The sequence below is a fragment of the Serratia sp. MF1(2023) genome, from assembly GCF_030954545.1.
GTDB lineage: Bacteria > Pseudomonadota > Gammaproteobacteria > Enterobacterales > Enterobacteriaceae > Serratia > Serratia sarumanii.
Window position 1 is genome coordinate 169,176 of sequence record NZ_JAVHUX010000020.1, and the last position, 26,247, is coordinate 195,422.

The 26,247-nt window shown below is 60.5% G+C and carries 24 protein-coding genes and 1 pseudogene; 11 read left to right on the plus strand and 14 right to left on the minus strand.

What is annotated here, in order from left to right; translation table 11 throughout:
• Positions 1-101: 101 nt before the first annotated feature.
• Positions 102-1,721, minus strand: a complete 1,620-nt coding sequence (gene pckA, locus REA38_RS12455; protein ID WP_308885970.1) for a phosphoenolpyruvate carboxykinase (ATP) — start codon at positions 1,719-1,721, stop codon at positions 102-104.
• A 432-nt stretch (positions 1,722-2,153) separates the two neighbouring features.
• Between pckA and REA38_RS12460 the strand changes: the two genes are divergently transcribed.
• Together REA38_RS12460 and REA38_RS12465 are read left to right on the plus strand one after the other, a co-directional pair.
• Positions 2,154-3,497 (plus strand): 2-hydroxycarboxylate transporter family protein, encoded by a 1,344-nt coding sequence (locus REA38_RS12460; protein WP_074026502.1) that lies wholly within the window; start codon positions 2,154-2,156, stop codon positions 3,495-3,497.
• 47 nt (positions 3,498-3,544) lie between these two features.
• Positions 3,545-3,754: pseudogene (locus tag REA38_RS12465) on the plus strand (M10 family metallopeptidase C-terminal domain-containing protein); the annotation flags it as partial.
• 276 nt (positions 3,755-4,030) lie between these two features.
• Here REA38_RS12465 and REA38_RS12470 read toward each other — a convergent pair.
• On the minus strand, positions 4,031-4,240 hold the full coding sequence (locus REA38_RS12470) for a hypothetical protein (RefSeq protein ID WP_004931526.1): 210 nt from the start codon (positions 4,238-4,240) through the stop codon (positions 4,031-4,033).
• A gap of 157 nt (positions 4,241-4,397) precedes the next feature.
• Here REA38_RS12470 and REA38_RS12475 point away from each other — a divergent pair, with 157 nt between their 5' ends.
• Positions 4,398-4,550 carry a hypothetical protein gene (locus REA38_RS12475; RefSeq protein ID WP_162846222.1) on the plus strand — a complete coding sequence of 51 codons (153 nt, stop codon included), beginning with the start codon at positions 4,398-4,400 and terminating at the stop codon, positions 4,548-4,550.
• A 38-nt stretch (positions 4,551-4,588) separates the two neighbouring features.
• Here the strand turns inward: REA38_RS12475 and yniD are convergent, their stop codons facing one another.
• Entirely contained in the window at positions 4,589-4,681 is a 93-nt protein-coding gene (gene yniD, locus REA38_RS12480) for a small membrane protein YniD (protein WP_223307179.1), read from the minus strand.
• Positions 4,682-5,019: 338 nt separating this feature from the next.
• Here yniD and REA38_RS12485 point away from each other — a divergent pair, with 338 nt between their 5' ends.
• Together REA38_RS12485 and REA38_RS12490 are read left to right on the plus strand one after the other, a co-directional pair.
• Positions 5,020-5,412 (plus strand): ASCH domain-containing protein, encoded by a 393-nt coding sequence (locus REA38_RS12485; protein WP_033638276.1) that lies wholly within the window; start codon positions 5,020-5,022, stop codon positions 5,410-5,412.
• Positions 5,413-5,416: 4 nt separating this feature from the next.
• A complete protein-coding gene (locus REA38_RS12490) occupies positions 5,417-6,016 on the plus strand; it encodes a hypothetical protein (protein ID WP_033646337.1) in 600 nt (199 codons plus the stop codon).
• 55 nt (positions 6,017-6,071) lie between these two features.
• On the opposite strand, the gene REA38_RS12495 is transcribed toward REA38_RS12490, so the two are convergent.
• From REA38_RS12495 to yebS, 10 genes are all read right to left on the minus strand, one after another.
• Positions 6,072-6,311: a DUF1480 family protein gene (locus REA38_RS12495; RefSeq protein WP_004931517.1), complete on the minus strand. Its 240-nt coding sequence runs from the start codon at positions 6,309-6,311 to the stop codon at positions 6,072-6,074.
• 135 nt (positions 6,312-6,446) lie between these two features.
• Positions 6,447-7,382, minus strand: a complete 936-nt coding sequence (locus REA38_RS12500; RefSeq protein ID WP_033638278.1) for a spore coat protein U domain-containing protein — start codon at positions 7,380-7,382, stop codon at positions 6,447-6,449.
• Between the two features lie 20 nt (positions 7,383-7,402).
• Positions 7,403-9,745, minus strand: coding sequence for a fimbria/pilus outer membrane usher protein (locus REA38_RS12505; RefSeq protein WP_308885972.1), 2,343 nt, complete (start codon positions 9,743-9,745; stop codon positions 7,403-7,405).
• Positions 9,746-9,897: 152 nt separating this feature from the next.
• Complete coding sequence (locus REA38_RS12510) at positions 9,898-10,662, minus strand: molecular chaperone (RefSeq protein ID WP_033653896.1); 765 nt, start codon at positions 10,660-10,662, stop codon at positions 9,898-9,900.
• Between the two features lie 24 nt (positions 10,663-10,686).
• A complete protein-coding gene (locus REA38_RS12515) occupies positions 10,687-11,241 on the minus strand; it encodes a spore coat U domain-containing protein (protein WP_033646335.1) in 555 nt (184 codons plus the stop codon).
• The gene (locus tag REA38_RS12520; RefSeq protein WP_161726211.1) at positions 11,241-11,744 is read right to left on the minus strand and encodes a spore coat U domain-containing protein; all 504 of its coding nucleotides are present in this window, start codon (positions 11,742-11,744) and stop codon (positions 11,241-11,243) included. Before REA38_RS12520 ends, REA38_RS12515 begins: the two co-directional genes overlap by 1 nt.
• Positions 11,745-11,746: 2 nt before the next feature.
• Positions 11,747-12,286: a spore coat U domain-containing protein gene (locus REA38_RS12525; protein ID WP_033638282.1), complete on the minus strand. Its 540-nt coding sequence runs from the start codon at positions 12,284-12,286 to the stop codon at positions 11,747-11,749.
• A gap of 274 nt (positions 12,287-12,560) precedes the next feature.
• Positions 12,561-13,997 carry a 16S rRNA (cytosine(1407)-C(5))-methyltransferase RsmF gene (gene rsmF, locus REA38_RS12530; RefSeq protein WP_308885973.1) on the minus strand — a complete coding sequence of 479 codons (1,437 nt, stop codon included), beginning with the start codon at positions 13,995-13,997 and terminating at the stop codon, positions 12,561-12,563.
• Between the two features lie 102 nt (positions 13,998-14,099).
• On the minus strand, positions 14,100-16,730 hold the full coding sequence (locus tag REA38_RS12535) for a PqiB family protein (RefSeq protein ID WP_033647432.1): 2,631 nt from the start codon (positions 16,728-16,730) through the stop codon (positions 14,100-14,102).
• Positions 16,699-17,946: a membrane integrity lipid transport subunit YebS gene (yebS, locus tag REA38_RS12540; protein WP_308885974.1), complete on the minus strand. Its 1,248-nt coding sequence runs from the start codon at positions 17,944-17,946 to the stop codon at positions 16,699-16,701. Before yebS ends, REA38_RS12535 begins: the two co-directional genes overlap by 32 nt.
• A gap of 255 nt (positions 17,947-18,201) precedes the next feature.
• Here yebS and REA38_RS12545 point away from each other — a divergent pair, with 255 nt between their 5' ends.
• The 5 genes from REA38_RS12545 (at position 18,202) to REA38_RS12565 (ending at position 23,706) form a co-directional block, all read left to right on the plus strand.
• Positions 18,202-18,699 carry a GAF domain-containing protein gene (locus REA38_RS12545; RefSeq protein WP_079656466.1) on the plus strand — a complete coding sequence of 166 codons (498 nt, stop codon included), beginning with the start codon at positions 18,202-18,204 and terminating at the stop codon, positions 18,697-18,699.
• Positions 18,700-18,795: 96 nt separating this feature from the next.
• Complete coding sequence (gene proQ, locus REA38_RS12550; protein WP_033638287.1) at positions 18,796-19,506, plus strand: RNA chaperone ProQ; 711 nt, start codon at positions 18,796-18,798, stop codon at positions 19,504-19,506.
• A gap of 19 nt (positions 19,507-19,525) precedes the next feature.
• On the plus strand, positions 19,526-21,574 hold the full coding sequence (gene prc / locus REA38_RS12555) for a carboxy terminal-processing peptidase (protein ID WP_308885976.1): 2,049 nt from the start codon (positions 19,526-19,528) through the stop codon (positions 21,572-21,574).
• Between the two features lie 309 nt (positions 21,575-21,883).
• Entirely contained in the window at positions 21,884-22,762 is an 879-nt protein-coding gene (htpX, locus tag REA38_RS12560; protein WP_033638291.1) for a protease HtpX, read from the plus strand.
• Positions 22,763-22,998: 236 nt separating this feature from the next.
• Complete coding sequence (locus tag REA38_RS12565; protein ID WP_049196132.1) at positions 22,999-23,706, plus strand: hypothetical protein; 708 nt, start codon at positions 22,999-23,001, stop codon at positions 23,704-23,706.
• Positions 23,707-23,806: 100 nt separating this feature from the next.
• Here the strand turns inward: REA38_RS12565 and REA38_RS12570 are convergent, their stop codons facing one another.
• Complete coding sequence (locus REA38_RS12570; RefSeq protein ID WP_033646331.1) at positions 23,807-25,201, minus strand: MFS transporter; 1,395 nt, start codon at positions 25,199-25,201, stop codon at positions 23,807-23,809.
• Between the two features lie 231 nt (positions 25,202-25,432).
• Here REA38_RS12570 and kdgR point away from each other — a divergent pair, with 231 nt between their 5' ends.
• Positions 25,433-26,224, plus strand: coding sequence for a DNA-binding transcriptional regulator KdgR (gene kdgR / locus REA38_RS12575; RefSeq protein WP_033646330.1), 792 nt, complete (start codon positions 25,433-25,435; stop codon positions 26,222-26,224).
• Positions 26,225-26,247 lie beyond the last annotated feature (23 nt).

Here is a 26,247-nt window from a genome sequence, read left to right on the forward strand (position 1 = left end):
ATACGCCACCATTCGGGGCAAACATCGGCGAACGCAGTGGATGGCGGAAGAGTGAAAACAAAAAAGGGCCGACGAATCGGCCCTTGAGCGGGGGAATGCCGTTACCGTTTAGGCCCGGCGTTCACCAATTTTTCACCCGCCGGGGTGACGGTATATTTGGCGAAGTTATCGATAAAGCGCTGCGCCAAATCCTGCGCTTTCTCCTGCCACAGCGACTCGTCGGCGTAGGTTTTGCGCGGATCGAGGATCGACGGATCGACGCCCGGCAGCGCGGTCGGCACGTCCAGCCCGAAGATCGGCAGCGTGAAGGTCTCGGCCTGCTCAATGTCGCCATTCAGAATGGCGTCGATGATGCCGCGCGTATCTTTGATCGAGATACGTTTGCCGCTGCCGTTCCAGCCGGTGTTGACCAGGTAAGCCTGGGCGCCGGCGGCCTCCATGCGTTTCACCAGCACTTCGGCATACTGCGTTGGGTGCAGCGTCAGGAACGCAGCGCCGAAGCAGGCGGAGAAGGTCGGCGTCGGCGCGGTGATGCCGCGCTCGGTGCCGGCCAGCTTGGCGGTGAAGCCGGACAGGAAATGGTACTGGGTCTGCTCCGGCGTCAGGCGCGATACCGGCGGCAGTACGCCGAAGGCGTCGGCGGTCAGGAAGATGATCTTGCGCGCATGGCCGGCTTTGGACACCGGTTTGACGATGTTCTCGATGTGATAAATCGGATAGGAAACGCGGGTGTTCTCGGTCTTGCTGGCGTCGTCGAAGTCGATGCTGCCGTCGGCCAGCACGGTGACGTTTTCCAGCAGCGCATCGCGGCGGATCGCCTGAAAGATTTCCGGCTCCGCCTGCGGCGACAGCTTGATGGTCTTGGCGTAGCAGCCGCCTTCGAAGTTGAACACGCCGTCGTCGTCCCAGCCGTGCTCGTCATCGCCGATCAGCTGGCGCTTCGGATCGGTGGAGAGGGTGGTTTTGCCGGTGCCGGACAGGCCGAAGAACACCGCCACGTCGCCTTGCTCGCCGACGTTGGCCGAGCAGTGCATCGAGGCGATGCCCTTCAGCGGCAGCAGGTAGTTCATGATCGAGAACAGGCCTTTCTTCATCTCGCCACCGTACCAGGTGCCGCCGATCAGCTGCATGCGTTCCGTCAGGTTGAAGGCGACGAAGTTCTCCGAATGCAGCCCTTGCTGCTGCCAGTCCGGGTTGGTGCATTTGGCGCCGTTCAGCACCACGAAGTCCGGCTCGAAGTCCGCCAGTTCGGCGTCGCTCGGGCGAATAAACATGTTTTTCACGAAGTGCGCCTGCCAGGCCACCTCGGTGATGAAGCGCACTTTCAGGCGCGTGTCGGCGTTGGCGCCGCAGAACGCGTCCACCACGAACAAACGCTTGCCGGAGAGCTGGTTGCCCACCAGCGTTTTCAGATGCTGCCAGACCTCCGGGGAGAGCGGCTGGTTGTCGTTCTTGCCGGTGCCGTTGTCGGACCACCAGACGGTATCGCGCGTGGTGTCGTCGCGCACGATGTATTTGTCCTTCGGCGAACGGCCGGTGAACTCACCGGTCGCGACGTTGACCGCGCCGAGTTGGGTGAGGGTGCCGCGTTCCAGCGGCGGCAGGTCGGCGCGGGTCTCTTCGGCGAACAGCAATTCATAGCTGGGGTTATAGACGATGTCGGCGGCCTGATGGATGCCGTAGCGAGCGAGGGTTTGTGGGGTAACAGCGCGTGAAGACATATTCTACTTCCTTATGAGTCATATTATGCCTCTTTCCCGTGCGGTGCCGCGCGCAGGATTAAGGTTCGGATCAAGCTGACCGGATTCAGCTAATGCGTTTCCGGTTCTTTATTAATAAAACAGGGGGCTTTTTCGCCCTCCTATAGCATAGCAGCGAATTTAAGCCTGCTTACTTTAATTACAAAATGCTGACGATAATTAATTAAAACCAACCTTGGCGGAGGGTCACAATATTGAATTTCGCCGGCGTAATTTAGTTTTGCATTTTTATTTTTTATCATATCGTCAGGGCTGTCTACTGTTTTATTTCTTATTAGAAAAAGCGAAATCCACAATAGGATTTTTCGTAATCATTTGTTTTTTCTTGGCTATGGCAGGGCTGTTGCGCCAGGTGAATCTAACCGTACTGTACGCTTGTCAGCAGGGTGAATAATGAAACAGATAAATGCAGAACTGGTCTGTGATAAAAATGCGGCATCGTCCGAATCCTCAGGATTAATTAATCAACTTCGTCAAATAGATATCGGTGCGGTGCCGATCGCGTTGTTTATCACGATTTGCGCGATCGTGGCGATTTCCGCCTACGCCAACTTCCTGCCGAAGAATATGATCGGCGGCCTGGCTGTGATAATGACGCTGGGCTTTGCGCTGGCGCAGTTGGGAAAAAGCATTCCCGTGCTGCGCGATATCGGCGGGCCGGCCATTCTGTGTTTGATGGTGCCGTCGGTGTTGGTCTATTTCAATGTCTTCCAGCCTAACGTCATGGGCACCGTTCATCTGCTGATGAAAGACGCCAACCTGCTCTATTTCGTCATCGCCAGTCTGGTGGTCGGCAGCATTCTCGGCATGAACCGGGTGATCCTGATTCAGGGGATGATTCGCATGTTTGTGCCCTTGGTGGTCGGTACGGTGACGGCGGTGATCACCGGGCTGCTGGTGGGCAAGCTGTTCGGCTTTACCTTTTATCACACCTTCTTCTTCATCATCGTGCCGATCATCGGCGGCGGCATCGGCGAGGGGATTTTACCGCTGTCGCTGGCCTATTCGGCGATCCTGGGCTCGACGCCGGACGTCTACGTCGCGCAGCTGGCGCCGGCGGCGGTGCTGGGCAACATCTTCGCCATCGTGACCGCCGGGGTGCTGGCGCGCATCGGCATGCAGCGCAAGGCGCTGAGCGGCGACGGCATGCTGATCCGCTCGGCGCAGGAGAACGCGATGTTCGCCATCAAGGAGCAAAGCGGCAACGTCGATTTCCAACTGATGGGCGGCGGGTTGCTGGTGATCTGCGCCTTCTTTATCGTCGGCGGCCTGTTTGAACACATCGTGCATATTCCCGGCCCGGTGCTGATGATCCTGTTCGCGGTGCTGTGCAAATACTGCCGGGTGATCCCGGCCTCGATGGAGACCGGCGCGCACAGTTTCTACAAGTTCGTCTCCACCGCGCTGGTGTGGCCGCTGATGATCGGTCTGGGCATGCTGTTCGTGCCGCTGGAAAGCGTGGTGGCGGTGTTCTCGGTCGGTTATGTGGTGGTCTGCGGTTCGGTGGTGCTGTCGATGGGGCTGGTCAGTTTCCTGATTGCGCCTTACCTGAAGATGTTCCCGGTGGAAGCGGCGATCGTCACCTGTTGCCACAGCGGCCTGGGCGGCACCGGTGACGTGGCGATCCTGTCGGCATCGAACCGCATGGGGCTGATGCCGTTCGCCCAAATCGCCACGCGCATCGGCGGCGCTTCCACGGTCATTGGCGCGACGCTGCTGCTCGGTTGGTTAGTCTGAGTCCAGGGTTTCTTATGGATAGCCGGGGTTGGATTGCCCCGGTTTTTTATTTCGAGGACAGCCGCCCCCACAGCGTGATGAGCTATTTCAGCGAAAGCAACATCGGGCAGGACTTTAAAGGCGCGTACTCATCCGGGCCATTGCTCAACGACATCACGGCGATCCCGCATTTCTACGGCGCCAACATGCACACCCGCATCGGCGAGACGATCTACGGTTTCAATTCCAATACCGATCGCGACTTCCTCACCGCCACCGGCGGATTGGATCCGCGACTTCGTGCGCGGTGAAGACAAGATCGATCTGACGCTGTTCAACACCGGCAGCGATTTCCTGGTGAAAGTGGTGGGGCAGCCGCTGGATGCGGGTGATTTCGTGTTGGCGTAATGCAGGCAACAAAAATAGGGCGTTTTGGGCAAAAACCCGACAATTCCTATTAATTCCGTCATATTAGCGTGACATAGTAGCGCGCAGAAGGCCGGGCTTGCATACCTCGGGCTTCTGTCGGATCGCCAACCTTTTCGGTTGGCGATTCATTTTCCGCCTTTCAGCATGTTGATGGCGGCGCCGAGCAGGATGCGCCGTTCGATATCGTTGCTGTCCGCCAGCTGCCGCGCCAGATGTTTTTCCAGCGTTTCCACCGACAGCGCTTCGCCGCGATGGCGCAGCTGCATCACGCCGTCGCCGATCAGGCGTGCGACCTCATCCCATACGGGTTTAATCTCCTGTTCCGAGAACGTCATGGTCTACCTCGGTTGGTTGATTTTTGCCCAATGTAGCAGCTGAACTGCGGCTTCGCTACCGGCTGCCTAAAACAGGAAGCATAAAAAACAAGCCATCAGTATTTCTTCTGGTTTTTACGCTCAATACTTGCGGTGTCGAAAAGCAGGAGAAAACATCATGAACTGGGTCGAAACCTTTACGGAGTACTACCGCCTGAGCCGCACGGGTGAAACGCAGCATTGGCTGTGTCGCCGCTGGTTGCCGCAGGGAGAGGCGCGCTTGGCCTATTTGCGGGAGTTGCTGGAGCCGACCGCGCCGCGGCGGCGGTGAGCAGGGCGCCGGCGTTTGGCCGGCGTCGTTTCGCGGGATTAACCGAAGGCTATCGCCGCCCAACGCAACAGCAGCAACGCCAGGCAGATCAGCAGCAGCACCACCACCATTTTACTGAGCTTGGCGCCCATGCGTTTTGTTGCCACGTTGTTTCCCCTTTAGCTGAAATACCATCCACCGGCGAGGATGATGAGGAAAAGCGTCACTAACGCGACGCCGTTGAGTAAATCGCTGAAGGTATCGTCAGCATCGATGTCATTTTGCCGCATGTTGCCGCCTGGCGGTCGCCATTGGGTGAATAATGTTCACAGTATGCGCCCGACAGCGCGGCAGGCACAGCGAAGAACGGTAAAAACGCGTAAAGGCGGCGGTGGCGGAACGCGCAGTCGCGCTTGCGACGGATGCAGACGGCCGGCAATACGTTGTACTATCCTGTCTGCATTGATGCATTTTTCCTAAAGGTATAATCATGGCGACGGCAATTCCACAGAAATACGAGCACCTTGAGCGCTGGGCGTTCGGCGATACCGAGCAGCAGGCCGATGAAGTGGTGCAATTGATCCTCAATGGCACCAAAACGGCCACCTGTTCCAACCTCGACGGCGAGGGGATCCCGCAGGCCGGCGATCGGTTCCTGGTGGTGGACGGCAAGGGTGAGCCGGTCTGCGCGGTCGAGCTGACCGCGGTGGAAATGAAAACTTACGATCAGGTCGATGAAGCGCACGCCTTTGCCGAAGGCGAGGGCGATCGCTCGCTGGCGCACTGGCGCAAAGAGCTGCAGCGCTTCTTCGAAGAGTACGATCTGTTCTCGCCGGACATGACGCTGGTGCTGATGAATTTCAAAGTCGTCGACAAATTCTAATCTTATGCGCGCCGTTCCTTACGAGTGCCAGTGGGCCAGCCCGGAGCTGGCCGCCGATCTGATCGCCGGCCGCGCGACGCTGGCGCAAGACGAAAATTGGGCGCGCAGCGGCGCCCGCGATCGAGCGGAGTACGTCGAGTGGGCCAATCACGTGTGCGGCATGGCCTGTCTGAAAATGGTGCTGGGCCACCGCGACGGCGAAGCGCCGCCGCTGCTGGAGCTGGCGCGGCGCAGCCTGCCTTACGGCGCCTATGTGCGCGAAGGGGAGCGGATAAAGGGGCTGATTTACGCGCCGTTCGTCGAGTTCGTACGCGAGCAGTTCGCGCTGCAAGCGGAGGTGAAGGTGGGGCTGGAGGCCGCTGACGTGCCGGCGCTGCTTCAAGAATGCCGCTACTTTATCGCCTCGGTACACCCTTCCATTCGCCGGCCGGAGAGCATTCCGCCGCAGCGGGGCGGGCATCTGGTGCTGATCACCGCCGCCGATGCGCAAAGCGTGACCTTCCACAATCCTTCGGGCGACAGCCCGGCGACGCGCGAGCGGGTGCACCTGCCGCTCAGCCGCTTCACCCCTTTCTTTGCCGGCCGCGGCATCGCCATCGCATAAAAAAACGCGCTGTTTCCGATGAAAACAGCGCGTCGTCAGCAGTTCTGATGCATTTTCATGCCAGCCGCATCACCCAGGCGTCCGCCTGCCGATCGTAGTGCTGCTTGTACAGCAGTGACTGTTTGCCGTCGAGGATCGCCGGAATGCTGGTGTGTTCATCCCAACCGTCCAGCTGCATGCACAGATCCGGATCGGACTTGCAGGGAATGCTCAGGGTGCCGGCGCGGTCGGCGCCGGCGTGAAGATGCGCGTCATCGACCTCGAAGCTGCCAATTTTTACGACGGTTTTGCTCATGGGAACTCCTTGCTCAATGGTGTGGTAGGAGGTTAGACCAGTGCGGCCATCGGTAAGAGCATAGCCAAATGAGCAAAAAATGCCACATAAAAATTACATTTTGGAAACAATTTCCACGGCGGCAAAGCACCGCGCCTAGTACTCCACCACAAAACTGAGATTGTCTTGATAGCTACCGACCGCCACTTCCGTCTGCGCCGCATTGACCGCCGCCTTATACGGGATGCTTTGCGCCAGCCCGGTGCCGGCGCCGCTCTGTTTGTTGGTGCTATCCCAAACGGTCGTCGTATTGGGCAAGTAAATCTGATACTGCATGAAATTGCTGGTGCCGCTTTTCATACGCCGCCAACCGGAGACCGGGTTATTGCCGTTGGTGAAATAGGTGTTGTATCCCTCGGTTTTGGTGCAGGTCAGGGTGATGCTCTGATTGACAGGATTGAACTGCCCGACCAACGCCATGCTGCCGAAGTTGACGTTGGGCGCGGTGCCGATCAGGCAGTCTTTGGTGATGGCGACGCTGACGCTGACCGTGCTGGCCTTGTTGACGCCGTCCCACCAGATGCACAGGCCGAGCACGCCGAGGCCGCAGATATGGTAGTTCCAGATCAGGTTGATGGTGTCGGTATAGGTGCCCGAACGCACGTTGGCGCCGGCGGTGGTTTTGATATACAGCGGAAAGTTGACGTTGGAGGAGATCAGGATCAACGACAGCAGGTTCAGCGAGCTGTAGTCAATGGTCTGCCCGATGCTGTAGGGATATTGATAGTTGGCGTCGGGATAGATCAGGTAGGCGATTTTATCGCCGGAACCGTCGGTGTTGGCGACCGCCATGCCGTTGGTGGTCGACGCAACCTTGACCGTGACGGTGTTCTGCGACAGCAGCGATAGCCCGAGGCCGGTGCAGTTGAGGCCGGCGGTGCCCTGGGCGTTGATCTGCCCGTTGTAGACCACGAAAGAGCTGCTTCCCGGTAAGGTGACGGTGCCGTTGGTGGTGGCGCAGTCGGCGAATGCGCGCTGACAGAACAGCAGCGAGAGGGTTAACAATAAGAAGGCTTTCAATCCCCGAAACATAGTGACTCTCCGTCGTTGAATTAGCGGCAGACAACCGGGCCGACGCGCTGGATGCCCTGAGGCTTCGCCAGGCTGAATTCCGCCTGACACGGTGGGCCGCCGTCGGCCGGGATCACGCTCAGCCGATTGTGCTGTTGCACCGGGTCGATATAGGTCATGCCATCCCAACCGACATAGCTTTGCTGATTGCCGCCAACCACCGCCACCTGGCTGCCGTTGGCCAACGGTTTGCCTTGCTCGTCAACCAGTTCGACGTCGGCGGCGGAGATGGGTTGGATGGGGAACTCAACCAGAAAACCGCTGTGATCGCGAATGGCGACGGTTTTCTCCACCGTCGGCAGCGCGACGTCGGCGGGCAGGCTGAGCGGATCAATCTGGAATTTCGCATGGTAGTAAGAGGTGACGGTCGGCACCAGTAAATAGCCCTGGGCGTCGGTCTTGCCGATCGGCTGGTTCTCATAGCTCACCGGAATGTTGGCGTATCCTTGCGTGGACACCAGCGCAAAGGCATCGTTGATGGTGTTGGTGGCGTACACGCCGCCGTTCATCGCCACCAGCGAACCGCTGATTTCTCCCCAGTGGTTGGTTTCATCGCGGGTGCCGTATACGCCCGCTCGGGCTTCGAGTCTGCGGGTGCGCCAGGTCAGATCGGCCTGGCGGTAATCGCCGCCGCTCGGGTTATTGGCGTAGGCCAGATTCCAGCCGAAACCGCCATCGGTCGGCGCGGCGCGGCTGTAGCTGACGCGTTCGCTCCAGCGGTTGTTGTTGTCGCGCGCGGCGCTGAAGCTGGCCGTGCCCCAGCTGTCGAACGGAATGGAGAGCTGCAGCTGGGCGCTGTAACCGCTGCTGCCGATTTCCCGGTTCAGCGAAGCGTACAGGCTGCTGTTGCGCCAAAGCGATACGCTGTAGGACAGGTTCACCAGGCGGGTTCGCTGAGCGATGGCGTCGCGGACGTCAAAATAACCGGCGCCGAGGTTGCCGAGCCGGCCCAGGCTGACGCTGCCGGTCAACTGATCGGTGCGGCGGCTCAGGCGGTAGTCGCTTTTATACACGGAAATGTCGCCAAAATCGGCGCTGCGCAGGATGCGTTGGGCGTTGAGGCTGAAACGTTGGTTGCTGTAGGTGTAACCAAAGCTGCTCTGATCGCCGTGGTTGCCGGCGTAGCGATAGACGGGCTGGGGATCCGGCTGTTGCAACGGCCTGCCGGTCAGCGGATCGTAATAGGTGGGGGATTGTATCGCCCATTCGCCGTTAAACGCTTCATCGCCGGCCTGGCTGACGCTGTAGGACGCGTTGAGAACCCCCCATTGCCCGACGCGAAGGTCGGCGCCGGCGCCGCCAACCGCCAACTCGGCTGCGCCTTCGGCGCGTCCTTCCAGGGTTAACCAATCAGTGACGCCGTAACGTAAGCTGGCGCTGCCGACCCATTGCCCGTAATCGGCAGAATTCAACCCGTAGTTGCGCCGCAGCAGGCCGGTGGAAATGCTGAAATCGCTCATGCCGGTCTGCAGCAGGTTGCTGGCCACGTAGAACGGCACCGTGGTGCTGACCTGGCGGCCGAGGGCGTCGGTGGTGACGACGGTGGCCTGACCCGCGCCATTAATGTAGGGCACGCTGTTGAGGGTGAACGGCCCGGGATTGATGTTGGTGGTGCTGTTTTTATAGCTGTTGATGTATAAATCGACGCTGCTGGGCAATGCCGCCTGGCCGGAAAATTGCGGCAGCGGGTAGGTGATAAGATCCGGGCGCACCGCGAAATTGCGCGCCAATTGCAAGCCGCCGATGCGCACGGCGCTGCTCCAGGGGAGCGAGCCGGTGGTAAGGTCACCGGCGATCACACTCAGCATCCGCTGGTCGTCGTTGAAACGCCAGTAGCTGTCGTATCGAATATAGCGCCCGCCATCGTCGTTCGGCCCGCCGTTAAACCCGCTGCGGTAGATGCCGGTGTTGGCGATGACGCCGAACCCGTCGAACAGCCGCTGTTCGCTCCACGCCGACAGGTAGCCCGGCCGGCCATTGCCGTTGCTTTGGCTGGCATAGATGTCGTAGTTGAACAGCAAACCCAGGCTGCTTTGCGCCGGCAAGCGCTGCAACGGTGAATGGGCGCCGATGGTTTGCTGCGGCAACCAGTCGTTGGGCACGTTGATCAGCAACTGCTGGCTCTCGCCGCTGTAGCTGACATCCACCTTCTCCAGCCGATCGACGGCGATCTCTTTCGCCTGCTTATCCGCTACCGGCAGCCCGGCGTCGAGCAGTTGCTGGGGTGTCATGTAGTAATGGCCGCCGCGGTAGTTGACCGGCACGACGTTGCCGGTTTGGCGCCCGTTGACGACCGGCTCCAGATACAGCATGGTGTCCGGCATGCTGACGGCGCTGGGCGGCGGCGGCAGATCGTCGCCGAGCGCAAACGGCAGCCAGCCGCCGGCCGCCGGCCGCCATGCTCAGCATGGCAAACGCCAGCGGCTTAAGGCTGAAACGCCGCGTCGATAGCCTCCCTGTCGGCTGCACCTGGGCCTCAATAAGACGGAATGGCTACGGGCTGTTTGTTGTCATTGACCGTGGCCATCAGTTTGCCGCTGCTGAAACCGCCGGCGGGCGGCAAGGCGAAGCGCATTTGCGAACCGGGCAGCACGTATCCCATCAGACCGGGATTCAGGCTGCGGCCTTGCAGCGTCACTTTCGACATGCGGGCATGCACTGCGCCTTGATTTCGCACCTCCAGCCAGCGTTCGCTGCTTTGCTGCTGTAGACGATAGCTGAGCTGAGGTTGGCTGGCGGTCGCGTAATCGCGCGGTTTTTCGCTGTCCTGTTTGGTCCAAATGCCCTTACCGCTGACGAACAGCGGCACCGAGTAGCGCATCTGGAATTTCAGCCCCATCTCCGCACCGCCGGGAGCGGCGCCCGACGACTGTTCTTTCACCGGTACTTCATCGACCAAAATGCGGTAGGCGCGCTCCTGTCCCGCCGCCGGGGCCGACTGTTTGATCAGGCGTATCAGCTGGCGTTTGCCTGGCGCGATCGACGCCACCGGCGGGCTGGCGATCACGTCGCTTTGGTTGCTGTAATCGTCTTTGCCGGCGGTTTGCCGCCAACCCAACACGCGAATTTGCATATAGACCGGTTTGCTGTCGCGATTTTCCAGCCACAGCGCGGTGGCCTGTTGTTGATCTTCAATCACCGGATCGATTGGCCAAATGAGAATGGAGGCCGCGGCCAGGGCGTGCTGCTGGCTTGCCAGGAGCAGGGCTGCCGTTAACGGCAGGCGGAAGGGTATGCGCATAACTCATCCTTATTGCAAAAAAACTTAATAAGTGACCGTCAACAAGACCGTATCGCTGTAAACGCCACTGGTGGGCAGGGTACTGGTCGAAAACAGACGGGCGTAAACCTTGATTTCTTGCGTGCTGCCGGTGGCGGCGACGGTCTGCGCCGCGCCGCCGTTGGCGCCATCCCCCCAAAGGGTGGCGTAGTTGCTGTCTTGATAAAGTTGATACAGCAGCGTTTCCGACGTGGCGGCGTTTTGTAATTTTCTGCCGCCGGCGATGGATCCGGTCACATGATTGCCGACGCCGAGGGCCAGCGTAACGCTCAGCCCCGGGTTGCAGCGAAACAGCACCGAACCGGCGCCGCTGCTGGAGACGACGCTGACCGCGTTGCTCAGCGAGGACAACTGGCCGAAGTTCAGGGTGCCGAAGGTGGTCACGTCGCTGACGCCGCTGCCCAATACGCAGCCTTTTACCACGGTTGCATTGACGGTGAACGGCTGGCTTTTGGTCAAGTCGTTGACGCCGGTATCGCTTTGGGCCGGGGAAAGCGGCAGGCAGAACAGCAAACCGCAAATGGAAGCGCGCATCGTCATTACCAATTGATCGTGACCTGTACCGTATCGGTGTAGCTGCCTGTCGGGGGCGTGGACTGCGCCGGAATCATGCCATAGACCGGCAGCCAGTTGTCCGCACCGTTGGCGGTTTGTGACACGCCCGTCAGATTGTCCCAAATGGTGCTGTGGGCGGCGTTGGTGTACAGGTTGTAATTCACCCGTTGGCCGGCCGCGCTTTGCAGGTAGCGGGCCGCGGTATTGCCGCTTTGCCCGCCGCCAAGCAGAACGCTGTAGCTGGTGCCGTTGGTGCATTTCACCCGAATGGCGCCGGCGTTTTGCTGCCCGGCGACGCTGGTGGCGGTGCTGAGAAAATACAGCGTGCCGAAATTCAGCGTGCCGAAGCTGACGTTGCCGCCTGAGCTGCTGCCGGCTTCACAGGCGCTGAGTAAGGTCGCGCTGACGCCGAGGGTCGCCGTTTTACTGTCGGCCAGCGCCAACAGGCTGCACGCCCATAATCCGCCGCAGCAAAGCGCGAGCCGCACCGTTACCAGGTGACCGTCATCGTGACGGTGTCGTTATAGGTGTCCGCCGCTGGGGTAGAACCGGCCGCCGGCACGCGGCCATACACGATCAGCGGAACGGCGGCGCCGGTGCCGGTGCCGGTCAGCGCGTTGGCGCCGCTGCCCCAGGCGGTGGTGCGCGCGGCATCCTGGTAAAGGTTATAGCTGATGAATGCGCCTGCGGTGCTGGCCATGCGGCGTTGGGTGCCTGACGTGACGTGGAGCCCGTTGTCCAGCGCCACCGTGTAGTCTGTGCCGGTGGTGCAGGTCAATGACAGCGTACCGGCCCCCCCTGCGCCGGTGGCGCTGGCGTCGATGATGTTGGCCAGTGAAGAGTAAGTGCCGAAGCTGATGGAGCCGAAGTCGTTGACGGAACCGCTGCTGTTGCCGCCCCCCACGACGCAACCGGCGCCGATAGTCAGCGTCACGCCTAGCGTGCCTTGAATGGTGCCTGCTGCGTTAGCCGCGCCGTTGGCGCACAGCAGGGTTGCTACCGAGGTCAATGCCATCAGAGTTTTTTTCATCTTATATTCCTTGCCGTATGAGAGAAAGCCCGCAAAGACGCCACCCAGAGGTGGGTTGAACGTATTCATTTAGCTGCACTTTAATTAATAGAATAAGAATCGGGAATTGTCTTGATGAAAGCGAGAAACTTTTTATTCCCATCCCCCGGCTGACGGGGCTTACAGGTGAGGTATACCGATAAATTGAAATGATTAGAATAATAACGAACGGTGATAGGAATATTATTGGCGTTATTTTATCGCCGGGGCGTTTTATTCCCCGGCGCGGTATCGTTTACAGGTGGAAATCCAGCGCGCCGTCGCGCACCAGCTCGCGCGGCAGGTTGTTCTTGATACGGCTACCGATGCGCTTGGCGATGCCCAGCGGCTGCCCTTGGTAGGTGACGATGCATTCATCGCCCGCCGGCGGCAGTTCCGGGTAGAGATCGCGGCCGTGATACCACTCCTGCGCCAGCGCGGCGTCCAGCTCGAAATGCGCTTTGCCGCCGGTGCCGGCCAGCGCGATCGCCGCCTCGTGCTGCCAACGGAAACCTTTAGGGAAACGCTCCGCCAGTTTGAGGCCGATGCGCGAGAAGCGCACCTTGCCGAACAGCGGTTCCAGCTCGGCCGGGAACAGCCAGATCTCTTTGTCGCGCTCCCATAGCCGGCCGTCATCGCCCCAGGTTAAGCCGGATGCGGCGGCGGCTTGGGCGACCTGCGCCGCTTCTTTGCCGGACAGCGGGCTGAACGGGAATTTACCGACTTTGTAGGTCGGCTTCGGCAACGGCGCCACGGCGCGCCGTTTGCGCAGGCGGGCGACGAAAAAGCCTTCGCTGTCGTAAATCTGCGGGAAGACGTGCAGGAAACCTTCGGCGGTCAGCGCCTTGTCGGCGCCGGGGAACAGCTCGCCCAGCGGCTCGATGCTGACCGCGTCGCCGTAGGTGTCCAGCAGCCAACGCACCACCTGCTGGTTTTCCTGCGCATTGAGCGTGCAGGTGGAGTAAACCATCACGCCGCCCGGCGCCAGCGCATGAAACGCGCTGTCGATCAGTTCGCGTTGGGTGGCGGCGATCTCGGCCACGCTTTCCGGCGACCAGTTGCTCATGGCGTCCGGATCCTTGCGCACCACGCCTTCGCCGGAGCAGGGGGCGTCGAGCAGAATGGCGTCGAAGCTCTCCGGCAGCGCGGCGCCGAACACCCGGCCGTCGAAGTGGGTCAGCGCGGTGTTCTTCACGCCGCAGCGGCTGATATTGGCGTGCAGCACTTTCACCCGGCTGGCGGAGTATTCGTTGGCGACGATGCCGCCCTGATTGCCCATCAGCGCGGCGATCTGGGTGGTTTTGGATCCCGGCGCCGCCGCCACGTCCAGCACCCGAGTCGGCGCCGCGCCGCCCGCGAACAGTGCGCTGACCGGCAGCATCGAACTGGCTTCCTGAATGTAGAACAGGCCGCTCAGGTGTTCGGCGGCGCTGCCCAGGCGCAGCTCTTCATCGTCGCGCTCGATCCAGAACCCTTCCGCGCACCAGGGAATGGGCTCCAGTCGCCAGTCGTAATCCTGCACCAGCGCCAGGAAATCGGCGACGCTGATTTTCAGCGTATTGACGCGCAGGCTGCGGCGCAGCGGGCGTTGGCAGGCGGCGATAAAATCGTCCATCGCCAGCTCGGCGGGCATGATGGCGCGGGTGGCGTCAAGGAAAGCGGGGGGCAGAAAAACGGTGGTGGATTTGGCCACGGGGCGAACTCTCAGGGTGCAATAAAGATAAGGGCGAGAGTTTATCACAAAGCGGAAAAAAACAGGGCCCGGCGATGCCAGGCCCTGAGGAAAATGCGAAATTTAATCGCGCGGAATGGCGGTGCCCCAGGTTTTCCAGTCCTTAGGCTCTTCCGGATTCAGCAGGAAGTGTTTGTTCGGCGTGGCTTTCGGCGCCAGCGGAATAGTCGGCGGCGTGGCGAAGGCGATACCGCCGCGGATGAACTGCTGGAAGGTGCCGCTCTTGATCACGCCGCCGGTCAGGCCGAACTGCAGGTTGTAACCCGAAGCCAGCCAGAACACGCTGTTGTTGCGCACCAGATGCTGATATTTCTTGCTGATGCGCAGCGCGACGTGCACCCGATCGGACATGGCGCCAAGGTAGAAGCCGGTGATGGTACCGACCTCTACGCCGCGGAACAGCACCGGCGTGCCGATCTGCAGCGAGCCGGTTTCGGCGGCGTCGAGCACTACGCTCAGGCCGTCGAGATAGCGCGAGTCGGTGATGCTGGCCTGCTGCAGCTCGAAGGTGCGCAGCTCGCGGCCGCGCCCCGGCTCCACGTTGATATAAGGCTGGAGCAGGGTATCGAGATTGCTGACGCCGGCGGCGGAGATCTCCGGCGAAACGATCGAGAAGCGGCTGCCCAGACGCGCGAAAGTGTGCACATATTCCGGATACAGCACCGCTTTGGCCAACACTTCGTTGCGCTCCGGCGCCAGCTGCAGCGACTCCACCTGGCCGACGTCGATACCGAGGTAGCGCAGCGGCATGCCCGCCGACAGCTTGCTGGCGTCGTAGGTTCGCAGCATGATTTGGCTGCCCACCGCGCGGGCGGCGGTTTCGCTGGCGTACAGCACGCGGTTGGCGCCCTTGTTGAGCGTCACGCCCTGCAGGTTGTCGAAGCTGATGGCGCCTTTCAGCGCGCGGTTAAGCGGCGAAGCCTGCACCGTCAGCCCGCTGCCGTTGAGCTGCACCTTGGCGCCGCCTTCGGCCCAAAAGATGCTTTCGCGGGTCAGCAGCTTGCGGTATTCCGGGCTGATGTAGACGTCAACCTCAAACTCGTTGGCCTTCGGCCGAACGTTGACGATCTCGCCCACCTGGAATTTGCGGTACAGCACCACCGAACCGGCTTGCACATCCGGCAGGCTGGTGGCGCTGAGGGTCAGGGTGGTGGAAGGGGCGTTGCCGACGATGCCTTCCTCGGCTTTTTCGCTGTTGGCGTACAGCGGGTATTGGCCGCCCGGTTCCCCCTTGCTGCCGGGAATAATGCGCACGCCGCCGTCCACCCATTCCTGGGCGCTGGCGCCGAGCACTTCCATGCCGTCGATGCCCAGCTTGACGTCGAGCCGGCTGTTGACCACGAATTTGCTGTCTTTGTGCAGCAGGCCGCGATACTGCGCGTCGATGGCGGCGGTGAACACCACGCCGCCGGCGGTCAGGGTGCGGCTCAGGATCTGGCCGACTTTCACGCCGTGCACCACCAGCGGTTGCCCAACGTCGATGCCGTAGCTTTGCGGCGCATTCAGCGTGACGGTCAGCACGCCAGGCTGCTGCAACAGCGTTTCGCTGCTGTCCAGCACGTTGAAGCGCTGCTGCGGCTCACCTTCGCCCGGCACCAGCTCCAGCGTGGTGCCGGTCAGCAGTTGGCTGAGCTTGGCGTCGTTGAGGCTGATGCGCGGGCTGCGCATCACGATGCGGGTGCCGCTGCGCATCAGATCGACCACCGAAGGATCGATGGTCAGTTCACCGACCACTTTGCTGTCCTGTTGCAACGTCAGCTTGGTCAGGGTGCCGACCTGCAGCCCCTGGTACATCAGCGGCGTGCGGTTTTCACTCAGGCTGTTGCCGCTCGGCAGATCCAGCAGGATATTGACGCCGCGCTGGCTGTGGGCCAGATCCGGATACAGGGTATAGCTCTGATCGCCCTTGGCCTGCTGGCCATCGGCCGGCGAATCGAAGGCGATGGCGCCGTTGACCAGCGCCGCCAGGCTCTCCATTTGCACCGTCGCGCCGGACAGGCTGAAATCGCCCTTGAAACCGGAGACATTCCAGAAGCGGCTGTTGCTCTTCACCAGGTTGGCGAAACGGCGGTCGATCAGCACGTCGATGGTCACGCCCTTGTTGCCTTCGCTGATGGTGTAGTCATACACCTTGCCGACCGGGATTTTACGGTAGTAGACCAGCGAGCCGCTGTTGAGCGAGCCGAGATCGTCGGCGTGCAGGTGGATCATCAGCTCGCCGGTGTTCAGGCGGTATTTCGGCTGGGTATCGAGCGCGGTGAAGTGAGTTTGCTCCTTGCCGCTGCCGGGCATCATGCCGATATAGTTGCCGCCGACCAGCGCATCGAGCCCGGAGACCCCGGCCAGCGAGGCTTTGGGCGTCACCAGCCAGAACTGAGTGCCTTCGCGCAGCGAGTCTTCCAGATCGCTTTTGATGCTGGCCTCCACCACGATGCTGCGCAAATCTTTGCTCAGGCTGATTTTCTGCACCGTGCCGACCTCTACGCCCTGATAGCGCACCGGCGTGCGGCCGGCGACGATGCCCGCCGCCGATTGGAAATCGATGGTGACGGTGGTGCCGCGCTCCTGGAAATTGTTATAGACCAGCCACCCGGCGATCAGCAGGGCGATGAACGGCAGTAACCAGAACGGTGAAATGCGGCGCTTGTTCTTGACCCGCGCTTCAGTCGGTGTAGTCGGCGTTTCCTGTTGCATGTGCATCCCAAATCAATCGGCTATCCAGCCACTCAACGGCAAGAATAGTCAAAATGACCGCCGAGCCAAAGTAAAACGCGGCCGGTCCCATAGTAAAAGATAACAGCTGGTCGCGGTTTACCAGCGACATCATCAAGGCGATAACGAACAGATCGAGCATCGACCAGCGGCCGATCCAGGCGACCAGACGCAGCAGACGAATGCGCGTCTTCAGGCTGTGCGAGGTTTTGAAGTGAATGCTGAACAACAGCGTGATCAGCACGATCACTTTGGTAAAGGGCACCAGCACGCTGGCGATGAACACAATGGCGGCGATCGGCACGTTGCCGGAGGTGGCCAGCGAGACCACGCCGGAGAATATGGTGTCTTCGAGGCGCACGCCGTTGGCGTAAATGATGGAAATCGGCAGCAGGTTGGCCGGTATCAACAGGATCATCGCCGCGATCAGCGCCGCCCAGGTTTTCTGCAGGCTGTAAGGCTGGCGGTGGCACATCGGCACGTGGCAGCGCGGGCAGCGGCCGCGCGCGTCGGGGTAGCCGGTATAGTGGCAGGACAGGCAAATGTGCAGCGCCGCCGGCGGGCCTTTCGGCTGTTCCTGCGGATAGTAACGCTCCCACAGCTGCTCCAGGTTGGCGTGGATCAGCGTCAGGATGCTGAGCAGGGTGAGCGACAGGTAGGCGATCAGCGCGCTGCCCGCCTGGATGTCGGCGTAATCCTGCACCTTGATCGCCGCCACCGCCATGCCGATCAGATAGATGTCCAGCATCACCCACTCTTTCAGCCGCTCCAGCATCAGCAGCACCGGCCGCAGGTTCATGCCGAGCGCGTGGCCGAAGCACAGGTACAGCAACGACAGCGCCAGCGTCAGCGGGGCGCCGATGGTGCAGAACGCCACCATGCTGGCGGTAAGCGGGTCGCCCTGACGGCTCATCTGCCAGATGCCTTCCAGCAAACTGGCGTCGATGCGCGTGCCGAGCAGGCGGATGCTGATCAGCGGTTCGGTGAAGGCGAACGGCATCAGCAGCAGCATGGCGATCGCCATGGCGGTCAGGCGCGTCATCGACCAGTCGCGGCCGTTCACCACCTTGGCGTTGCAGCGCGGGCAATAGGCGGCCTGGTTGCCGCTGAGCGGCGGCAGCACGAACAGCAGATCGCACTCGCAGCAGCGCTGGTGGCGCCCTTTGGAAAGGGGGGCGGTGATCGCGTGTATTTTCATCTTTGACAAGTAGCTGCCCTTGAGCCCGCCGGAACTGTCAGCGTAGCTGAAAAATAAACCGGCCGCGTCACTGGCGATCGGGCGCCGGACGGTAAAACGAGGTAAACCGGGATTCTGAGCGGCAAACATACCCCGAGCGACAGGGTTTTGTGAAGCAACAGATGATTAACCTTGTGGCTATACGCATTTAATGCTTATTTTATAGGGCCTAAGCTTTGGGCTTATGGCCATCTTCACTGTTTCAATGGTTATCACATGACAAAAGAACAATTCTACGCGGAATTAAAACGTGACCTGAGCGCGTTGCTCGGCGGGGAAACCAACTTTATCGCGGCGTTGTCCAACGCCAGCGCGTTGCTCAACGAGCGTCTGAATGACGTGAACTGGGTCGGTTTCTATCTGATGGATGGCGGCCAACTGGTGCTGGGGCCGTTCCAGGGCAAGATCGCCTGCGTGCGTATTCCGGTGGGCAAGGGCGTGTGCGGCACGGCGGTGGCGGAAAATCGCGTGCAGCGCGTCGGCGACGTGCATGCGTTCCCGGGCCATATCGCCTGCGATGCGGCCAGCAACGCGGAAATCGTGCTGCCGCTGGCGGTTGGCGGCCGAGCGATCGGCGTTTTGGATATCGACAGCACGGTTTATCAACGCTTCGACGAACAGGACGAAGCGGGCTTGAAAGCAGTGGTGGCGGGGCTTTGTGAGCAACTGGAACAGTGCGACAGTGCGAAATATGTGACTGTGGCGGCAAGTTGATCGACGGTTAACGTGGCAATTACCGATGGCGTCATTATAATGACGCCTGTTCATGCCTGTGGCTTGTTGGCAATACCGTTGTAATCAGGAAATTTCATGGAAAATCAACCTAAGTTGAACTCTAGTAAAGAAGTCATTGCTTTTCTTGCCGAGCGTTTTCCGCTCTGCTTTAGCGCCGAAGGCGAAGCTCGTCCGCTGAAAATCGGTATTTTTCAGGATTTGGTAGAGCGCGTGCAGGGGGAAGAGAATCTCAGCAAAACGCAATTGCGTTCTGCCCTGCGCCTGTACACCTCAAGCTGGCGTTACCTGTACGGCGTCAAAGTCGGCGCGCAGCGCGTCGATCTGGACGGCAATCCGTGCGGTGAACTGGAGCAGCAGCATGTCGATCATGCTCGCCAGCAGCTTGAAGAAGCCAAAGCGCGCGTTCAGGCACAGCGTGCCGAACAAAACGCCAAAAAACGTGAAGCCGCCGGTGAATCCGCCGATGCCGCGCCACGCCGTCCGCGCCCAGCCGGTAAAAAGCCCGCTGCACGTCGCGAAGGCGGAGCCGCGCCGGAGAACCGCAAGCCGCGCCCACAAACTCGCCCACAGCCAGCTCGTCAACCTCGTGCAGCAAAAGAGGAAAACCAGCCGCGTTATGCGCCAGTCACGGATATCTCTAAACTGCAAATTGGCCAGGAAATCAAAGTCAGAGCAGGCAAGAGCGCGATGGATGCTACCGTACTCGAAATCGCTAAAGATGGCGTACGTGTGCAGCTCTCTTCCGGTCTGGCGATGATTGTGCGCGCAGAACACTTGCAGTTCTGATACGGAGGCCAACCCAGGCATGAACAAATTCGTCAGATTAACAGCGATTGCAGGGCTGCTGTGGGCGGGTGTCAGTTACGGCGCGGAAACAGCCAACATCCGCATCGACCAACTGCCTCAACTGCAACAGGAACCTCAGCACGCTACGGTGAGTGAGCGCGTCACCTCGCGCTTCACTCGCTCTCATTACCGCCAGTTCGCCCTCGACGCGGAGTTTTCAGGCAAGATCTTCGATCGCTACCTGAACATGCTGGACTACAGCCATAACGTGTTGCTGGCCTCCGACGTGGCGCAGTTCGCCGGCAAACGCAATCAGGTGGGCGAAGAGCTGAAAACCGGCAAGCTGGACACCTTCTACGCGCTGTTCAATCTGGCGCAGAAACGCCGCTTTGAGCGTTACACCTATGCGTTGTCGTTGCTGGACAAGCCGATGAACTTCACCGGCAACGGCACTATCGATCTCGACCGCAGCAAAGCGCCGTGGCCGAAAGACAAGGCCGAGCTGGATAGCCTGTGGGATGCGAAAGTCACCTATGACGAGCTGAACCTCAAGCTGACCGGCAAGACCGACAAAGAAATCCGCGACACGCTGACCAAGCGCTATCAGTTCGCCATCAAGCGCCTGACGCAAAGCAACAGCGAAGACGTCTTCCAGCTGGCGATGAATGCCTTCGCGCATGAAATCGACCCGCACACCAACTATCTGTCTCCGCGCAACACCGAGCAGTTCAACACCGAAATGAGCCTGTCGCTGGAAGGCATTGGCGCGGTGCTGCAGATGGATGACGACTACACCCTGATCAACTCGATGGTGCCGGGCGGCCCGGCGGCGAAGAGCAAGGCGATCACCGTGGGCGATCGCATCGTCGGCGTCGGCCAGGCCGGCAAACCGATGGTGGACGTGATCGGCTGGCGCCTGGACGACGTGGTGTCGTTGATCAAAGGGCCGAAGGGCAGCAAGGTGCGCCTGGAGATCCTGCCGGCCGGCAAGGGCACCAAAACTCGCGTGGTCACCCTGACCCGCGAGCGCATCCGCCTGGAAGACCGCGCGGTGAAAATGACCATCAAGACCGTCGGCAAAGAGAAGGTGGCGGTGTTCGACATCCCCGGCTTCTACGTCGGCCTGACCGATGACGTGAAAGTGCAGCTGCAGAAGATGGCCAAGCAGAACGTCAAGAGCGTGATCATCGATCTGCGCACCAACGGCGGCGGCGCGCTGACCGAAGCGGTGTCGCTGTCCGGCCTGTTCATTCCGAGCGGCCCGGTGGTGCAGGTGCGCGACAACAACGGCAAAGTGCGTGAAGACGCCGACACCGACGGCGTGACCTACTACAAAGGCCCGCTGGTGGTGCTGGTCGATCGCTTCAGCGCCTCCGCCTCCGAGATCTTCGCGGCGGCGATGCAGGATTACGGCCGCGCGCTGATCGTCGGCGAGCCGACCTTCGGTAAAGGCACCGTGCAGCAGTACCGTTCGCTGAACCGCATCTACGATCAGATGCTGCGCCCTGAGTGGCCGGCGCTGGGGTCGGTGCAGTACACCATTCAGAAGTTCTACCGCGTCAACGGCGGCAGCACCCAGCGCAAAGGGGTGACCCCGGACATCCTGATGCCGACCGGCGTCGATCCGGCGGAAACCGGCGAAGCGTTTGAAGACAACGCCATGCCGTGGGACAGCATCAATGCGGCGACCTACAGCAAGACCGGCGATATGGCGCCGTTCGAGCCGGAGCTGCTGAAAGATCACCAGCAGCGCATCGCGCAGAATCCGGAGTTCCAGTACATCGCGCAGGATATCGCGCATTACAAGGCGCTGAAGGATAAACGCAACATCGTGTCCCTCAATCTGGCGGTGCGCGAGAAAGAGAACCACGACGACGATGCGACCCGTCTGAAACGCATCAACGAGCGCCTGGAACGTGCGGGCAAGAAGCCGCTGAAATCGCTCGACGATTTGCCGAAGGATTACCAGGAACCGGATCCGTACCTGGATGAAACCGTGCATATCGCGCTGGAGCTGGCTCATCTGGAAAAAGATCGGCCCGCTCAGCAGCCAACGCCGGCCAAATAAGGCCGCGTCCGGCAGGATGAAAAACGCACCCTCGGGTGCGTTTTTTTATGGTGACGCGAAGGCCTGCTTCCCTGCAGGGGGAATGGGGGCGGGCTTATGCGTCGCCTGACAAATTTATGGCAAAAAACCCTCCGCCTTACGCAACAATCGTTTACAATTTGCCAAATCCCGGTCGCGCGCCGTTTTTGTAAAGTTTCGTATTTTTAGTAGGTTAATGACGCGCGACTCTTGAAACTGTGACGAATGCCCATACGATCTAGGGTATCTTCGACAGCGTTTTGTTAACATTTATGAGGAAGTAAACATTTTATGATGCGTATAGCTCTGTTCCTGCTCACCAACCTGGCGGTGATGTTGGTTTTCGGGCTGGTGCTCAGCCTGACAGGAATCCAATCCAGTAGCGTTCAGGGCCTGATGATCATGGCCGGTCTGTTCGGCTTCGGCGGCGCTTTCGTGTCGTTGCTGATGTCCAAGTGGATGGCGCTGCGCTCCGTCGGCGGGGAAGTGATTGAACAACCGCGTAACGAAACCGAAAACTGGCTGCTGGAAACGGTGCGCCGTCAGTCGCAGCAGGCGGGCATCGCCATGCCGCAGGTTGCTATCTACCACGCGCCGGACATCAACGCCTTCGCCACCGGCGCGCGCCGCGACGCCTCGCTGGTCGCCGTCAGCACCGGCCTGCTGCAGAGCATGAGCCGCGACGAAGCGGAAGCGGTCATCGCGCACGAAATCAGCCACGTCGCCAACGGCGATATGGTGACCATGACCCTGATTCAGGGCATCGTGAACACCTTCGTCATCTTCATTTCGCGCCTGATCGCGCAGGTTGCCGCCGGCTTCCTGGGCAACCGCGACGGTGAAGGGGAAGGCAACGGCAACCCGATGATTTATTTCGCGGTGTCGATGGTGCTGGAACTGGTGTTCGGCATCCTGGCAAGCATCATCACCATGTGGTTCTCGCGTCACCGCGAGTTCTACGCCGACGCCGGCTCCGCCAAGCTGGTGGGCCGCGAGAAGATGATCGCCGCCTTGCAGCGCCTGAAAACCAGCTACGAGCCGCAGGAAGCGGGCAGCATGATGGCGTTCTGCATCAACGGCAAATCCAAGTCGTTCAGCGAGCTGTTCATGTCGCACCCGCCGCTCGACAAGCGCATCGAAGCGCTGCGTTCCGGCCAGTACCTGAAGTAATCGGCTGAATGAAAGGAAAACCCCGGCTCGCCGGGGTTTTTTTACGGCATGACGAAATCGCTTTTTCAGGAGGAGGATGCTGATTCAAGCGTCAGATTTCGCGATTTGAATACGGCCTTTCCGCCTCTCGCGGTACGCTAGCCGCTGCAGGCTACCATGCCTGACGCCTTCGCTTGCTTGGTTTGAGAAGCTCATGCTATATGCTTTGGCACCATAACGTCTGTCCCTGAGGCCCTATGAAAATCAACGCTCTTCCCTTGCTCGGCTGTGATGAGGCGCTGGCGCGCCTTACCATATTGGCGGGCGGCGTCGCCGATGCGTCTGCGGAGTTGTTAAACCGGAATGGTTACGATTCTGAACAGCCAGCTATACGCTGGCATTCAGGCGACCTGCACCTCCCATCGTTTTTCCCAGACGAGAACGACAGGCACGATTACGATTATCTGGTCGTAGAAGGAGATTTGATCGTAGAGGGGTGCATGGCGGTGTCACCCCAGCGGGAGGATGGCGGCATCATTGTGCTGGGGCGGCTGCAGTCGGATACGCTGATTTGTTTGGGCGAGCTGCTCGTGCGTGACGATGCCCGCATACGCCATGCCTATTGCAGCTCTGGAAACGACGGCGCGTTTGTGGTGGGGGGAAATCTGGCCGTGCTCACCCTGGTAGAAACGGGGGAATTTATCCATGTACATGGCGATCTCGACGCGCGATGTCTCGCTTCATTGCAGAACTTCGTTCAGGTTGACGGAGAGACGCGCTGCGACTGTCGAATCGACAGCGCGCAGTCCGCTGAACCGATCACGCGCATGTTCGCTTCAGACCTGCTGAAGGCCTTTGAGGGGGAGGATAACGACGGCCAACACATTGTTGGCTGGTATCCGGATGACGATGCCTATTTAGCGTGTTTGCAACAAGGCCGCAGCCCTTTGAGGAGCGGCGACTGACGCCAAGCGTATCACACCTGGCGCGGCGTGATTCAGGCCGGCCGCATTGCTGGAACCGCCGGCTTTAGAATCGATGGGGTTTCGGCTGTTTCTATGGCCGCTATTTCACCTCGCGGCTTGGCTGCGCCGTTTGCGCCGTCGATTGGGTGATGCGCAGGCTGCTGACCGCCGCCGCCAGAGTGGCGAACACGCCGGCCAGGACCAGCGATGCGTGGGTGCCGGAGGTGGGGAACAGGTTGAACATCAGCGCCACCAGCGCGGCCCCCGAGGTTTGCCCCAGCAGGCGAGCGGTGCCCAGCATGCCGCTGGCGCCGCCGCTGCGGTTACGCGGCGCGGCGGAGATGATGGTGTGATTGTTGGGCGACTGGAACAGGCCGAAACCGGCGCCGCACAGCACCATGCGCCAGATGATGTCCCCATTCGACGGGTCCGCGGGCAGCAACGCCAGCGAGAACAGCCCGAGCGCGAACACCGCCAGCCCAATGCAGCCCAGCAGGCCGGCGTGCACGCGCTCCACCAGCCGGCCGGCGATCGGCGCCATGACGACGATCGCCAGCGGCCACGGCGTCAGCAGCAACCCGGTCGCCACTTCGTCGCGGCCCAACGCGCTTTGCAGGAAGAACGGCAGCGATACCATCGCCAGCATCTGCGCGGCGAACGAGCAGATTGAGGTGCCCATCGACAGGGCGAAGATCGGGATGCGCAGCAGGTCGACCGGCAGCAGCGGAAATTCCTGGCGCAGCTGGCGGCGCACGAACACCGCGCCAATCGCCAGCAGCGCGGCGATCTCGCTGAAGATCAGCGTCAGGCTTTGGCCCTGGGCGAAGCCGCTGATGGCAGTGATCAGCAGGCCGAAGGTCAGCGCGTTCAGCACGGCGCTGGTGGGATCGAAACGGCGGTTATCGCTTTTTTGGCCGTTGGCCGGCAGAAACTTCATGCCCAGCAGCAGCGCGACGAGGCCGATCGGCAGGTTAATGGCGAACAGCCACTGCCAGGACGCGACCGACAGGATCGCCGCCGCCACCGTCGGCCCGGCCGCCGAGGAGCAGGCGACGATCAGCGAATTGATGCCCATGCCGCGGCCGAGAAAACGCTGCGGATAGATGATGCGGATCAGCGCGGTGTTGACGCTCATGATGGCGGCGGCGCCAAAGCCTTGCAGCACGCGGGCGATGGTCAGCGTGAGCAGCGAGTCGGACAGGGCGCAGAACAGCGAGGTGATGCTGAACACCAGCAGCCCGGCCTGATAGATGCGGCGATAGCCGATCAGATCGCCGAGCGACGCCAGCGACAGCAGAGAGACGGTGATCGCCAGCTGATAGGCGTTAACCACCCAAATGGAGCTGGCCGGGCTGGCGTTGAGATCGCGCGCGATGGTGGGCAGCGCCACGTTGGCTATCGCGCCGTCGAGCACGGATACGGTAATGCCGAGGGCGATGGCGAGGATCGCCCCATAGCGTTGCGGGACGGGGAGGCCGTCGGAACAAGGACGCATGTTGGTCTCAGCGGTATTTATTCAGGGGAGTATTATCATGCTAATCATATTCGCCCGTGATTGCATGCCCCTTGTCCGCTGAATTGTAAACGGCGGTGAGCGGGCCGGCGGTTATCCATTTGGCTTCAATCGCTTAGCGTTCAACTGCGTTGCGCGTCGCGATCTGTTCCGATTATACTGAAACCCTTGTTTAAATTTCCTGAAACAGAACCGTTAAGTAGGGTATTCGCCATGGCTAACGCAGATTCAGACAAGCAACCGGATGCCGTCTCATCCGTAATGAAAGTGTTCGGTATTTTGCAGGCGCTCGGCGATGAGCGCGAGATTGGCATTACTGAACTATCCCAGCGGGTGATGATGTCCAAAAGCACCGTCTACCGTTTTCTGCAGACCATGAAAGCGCTGGGCTACGTTTCGCAGGAAGGGGAGACGGAAAAATATGCGCTGACGCTCAAGCTGTTCGAGCTGGGCGCCAAATCGTTGCAGAACGTCGATCTGATCCGCAGCGCCGACGTGCAGATGCGCGAACTGTCGAACCGCACCCGCGAAACCATCCACCTTGGCGCCCTGGACGAGGACGGTATCGTCTATATCCACAAGATCGACGCGATGTACAACCTGCGCATGTATTCGCGCATCGGTCGCCGCAACCCGTTGCACAGCACCGCCATCGGTAAAGTGCTGCTGGCCTGGCGCGATCGGGATGAGGTGGCGCAGATCCTGTCGCAGATTGAATTTACCCGCAGCACCGAGCATACCCTGACCAGCGCCGCCGAACTGCTGCCGGTGCTGGAGCGGGTGCGTGAGCAGGGATACGGCGAAGATGCCGAAGAGCAGGAAGTGGGGATCCGTTGTATCGCGGTACCGGTATTCGATCGGTTTGGGGTGGCGATCGCCGGGTTGAGCCTCTCTTTCCCGACGCTGCGCTTTTCCGAAGCGGCGCGGGAGGAGTATGTGGCGCTGTTGCACGTCGCCGCCCGGCGCATCAGTGAACAGCAGGGCTATTACGACTATCCGTTCTGACCCTTCGCTTCCATGAACAAGGC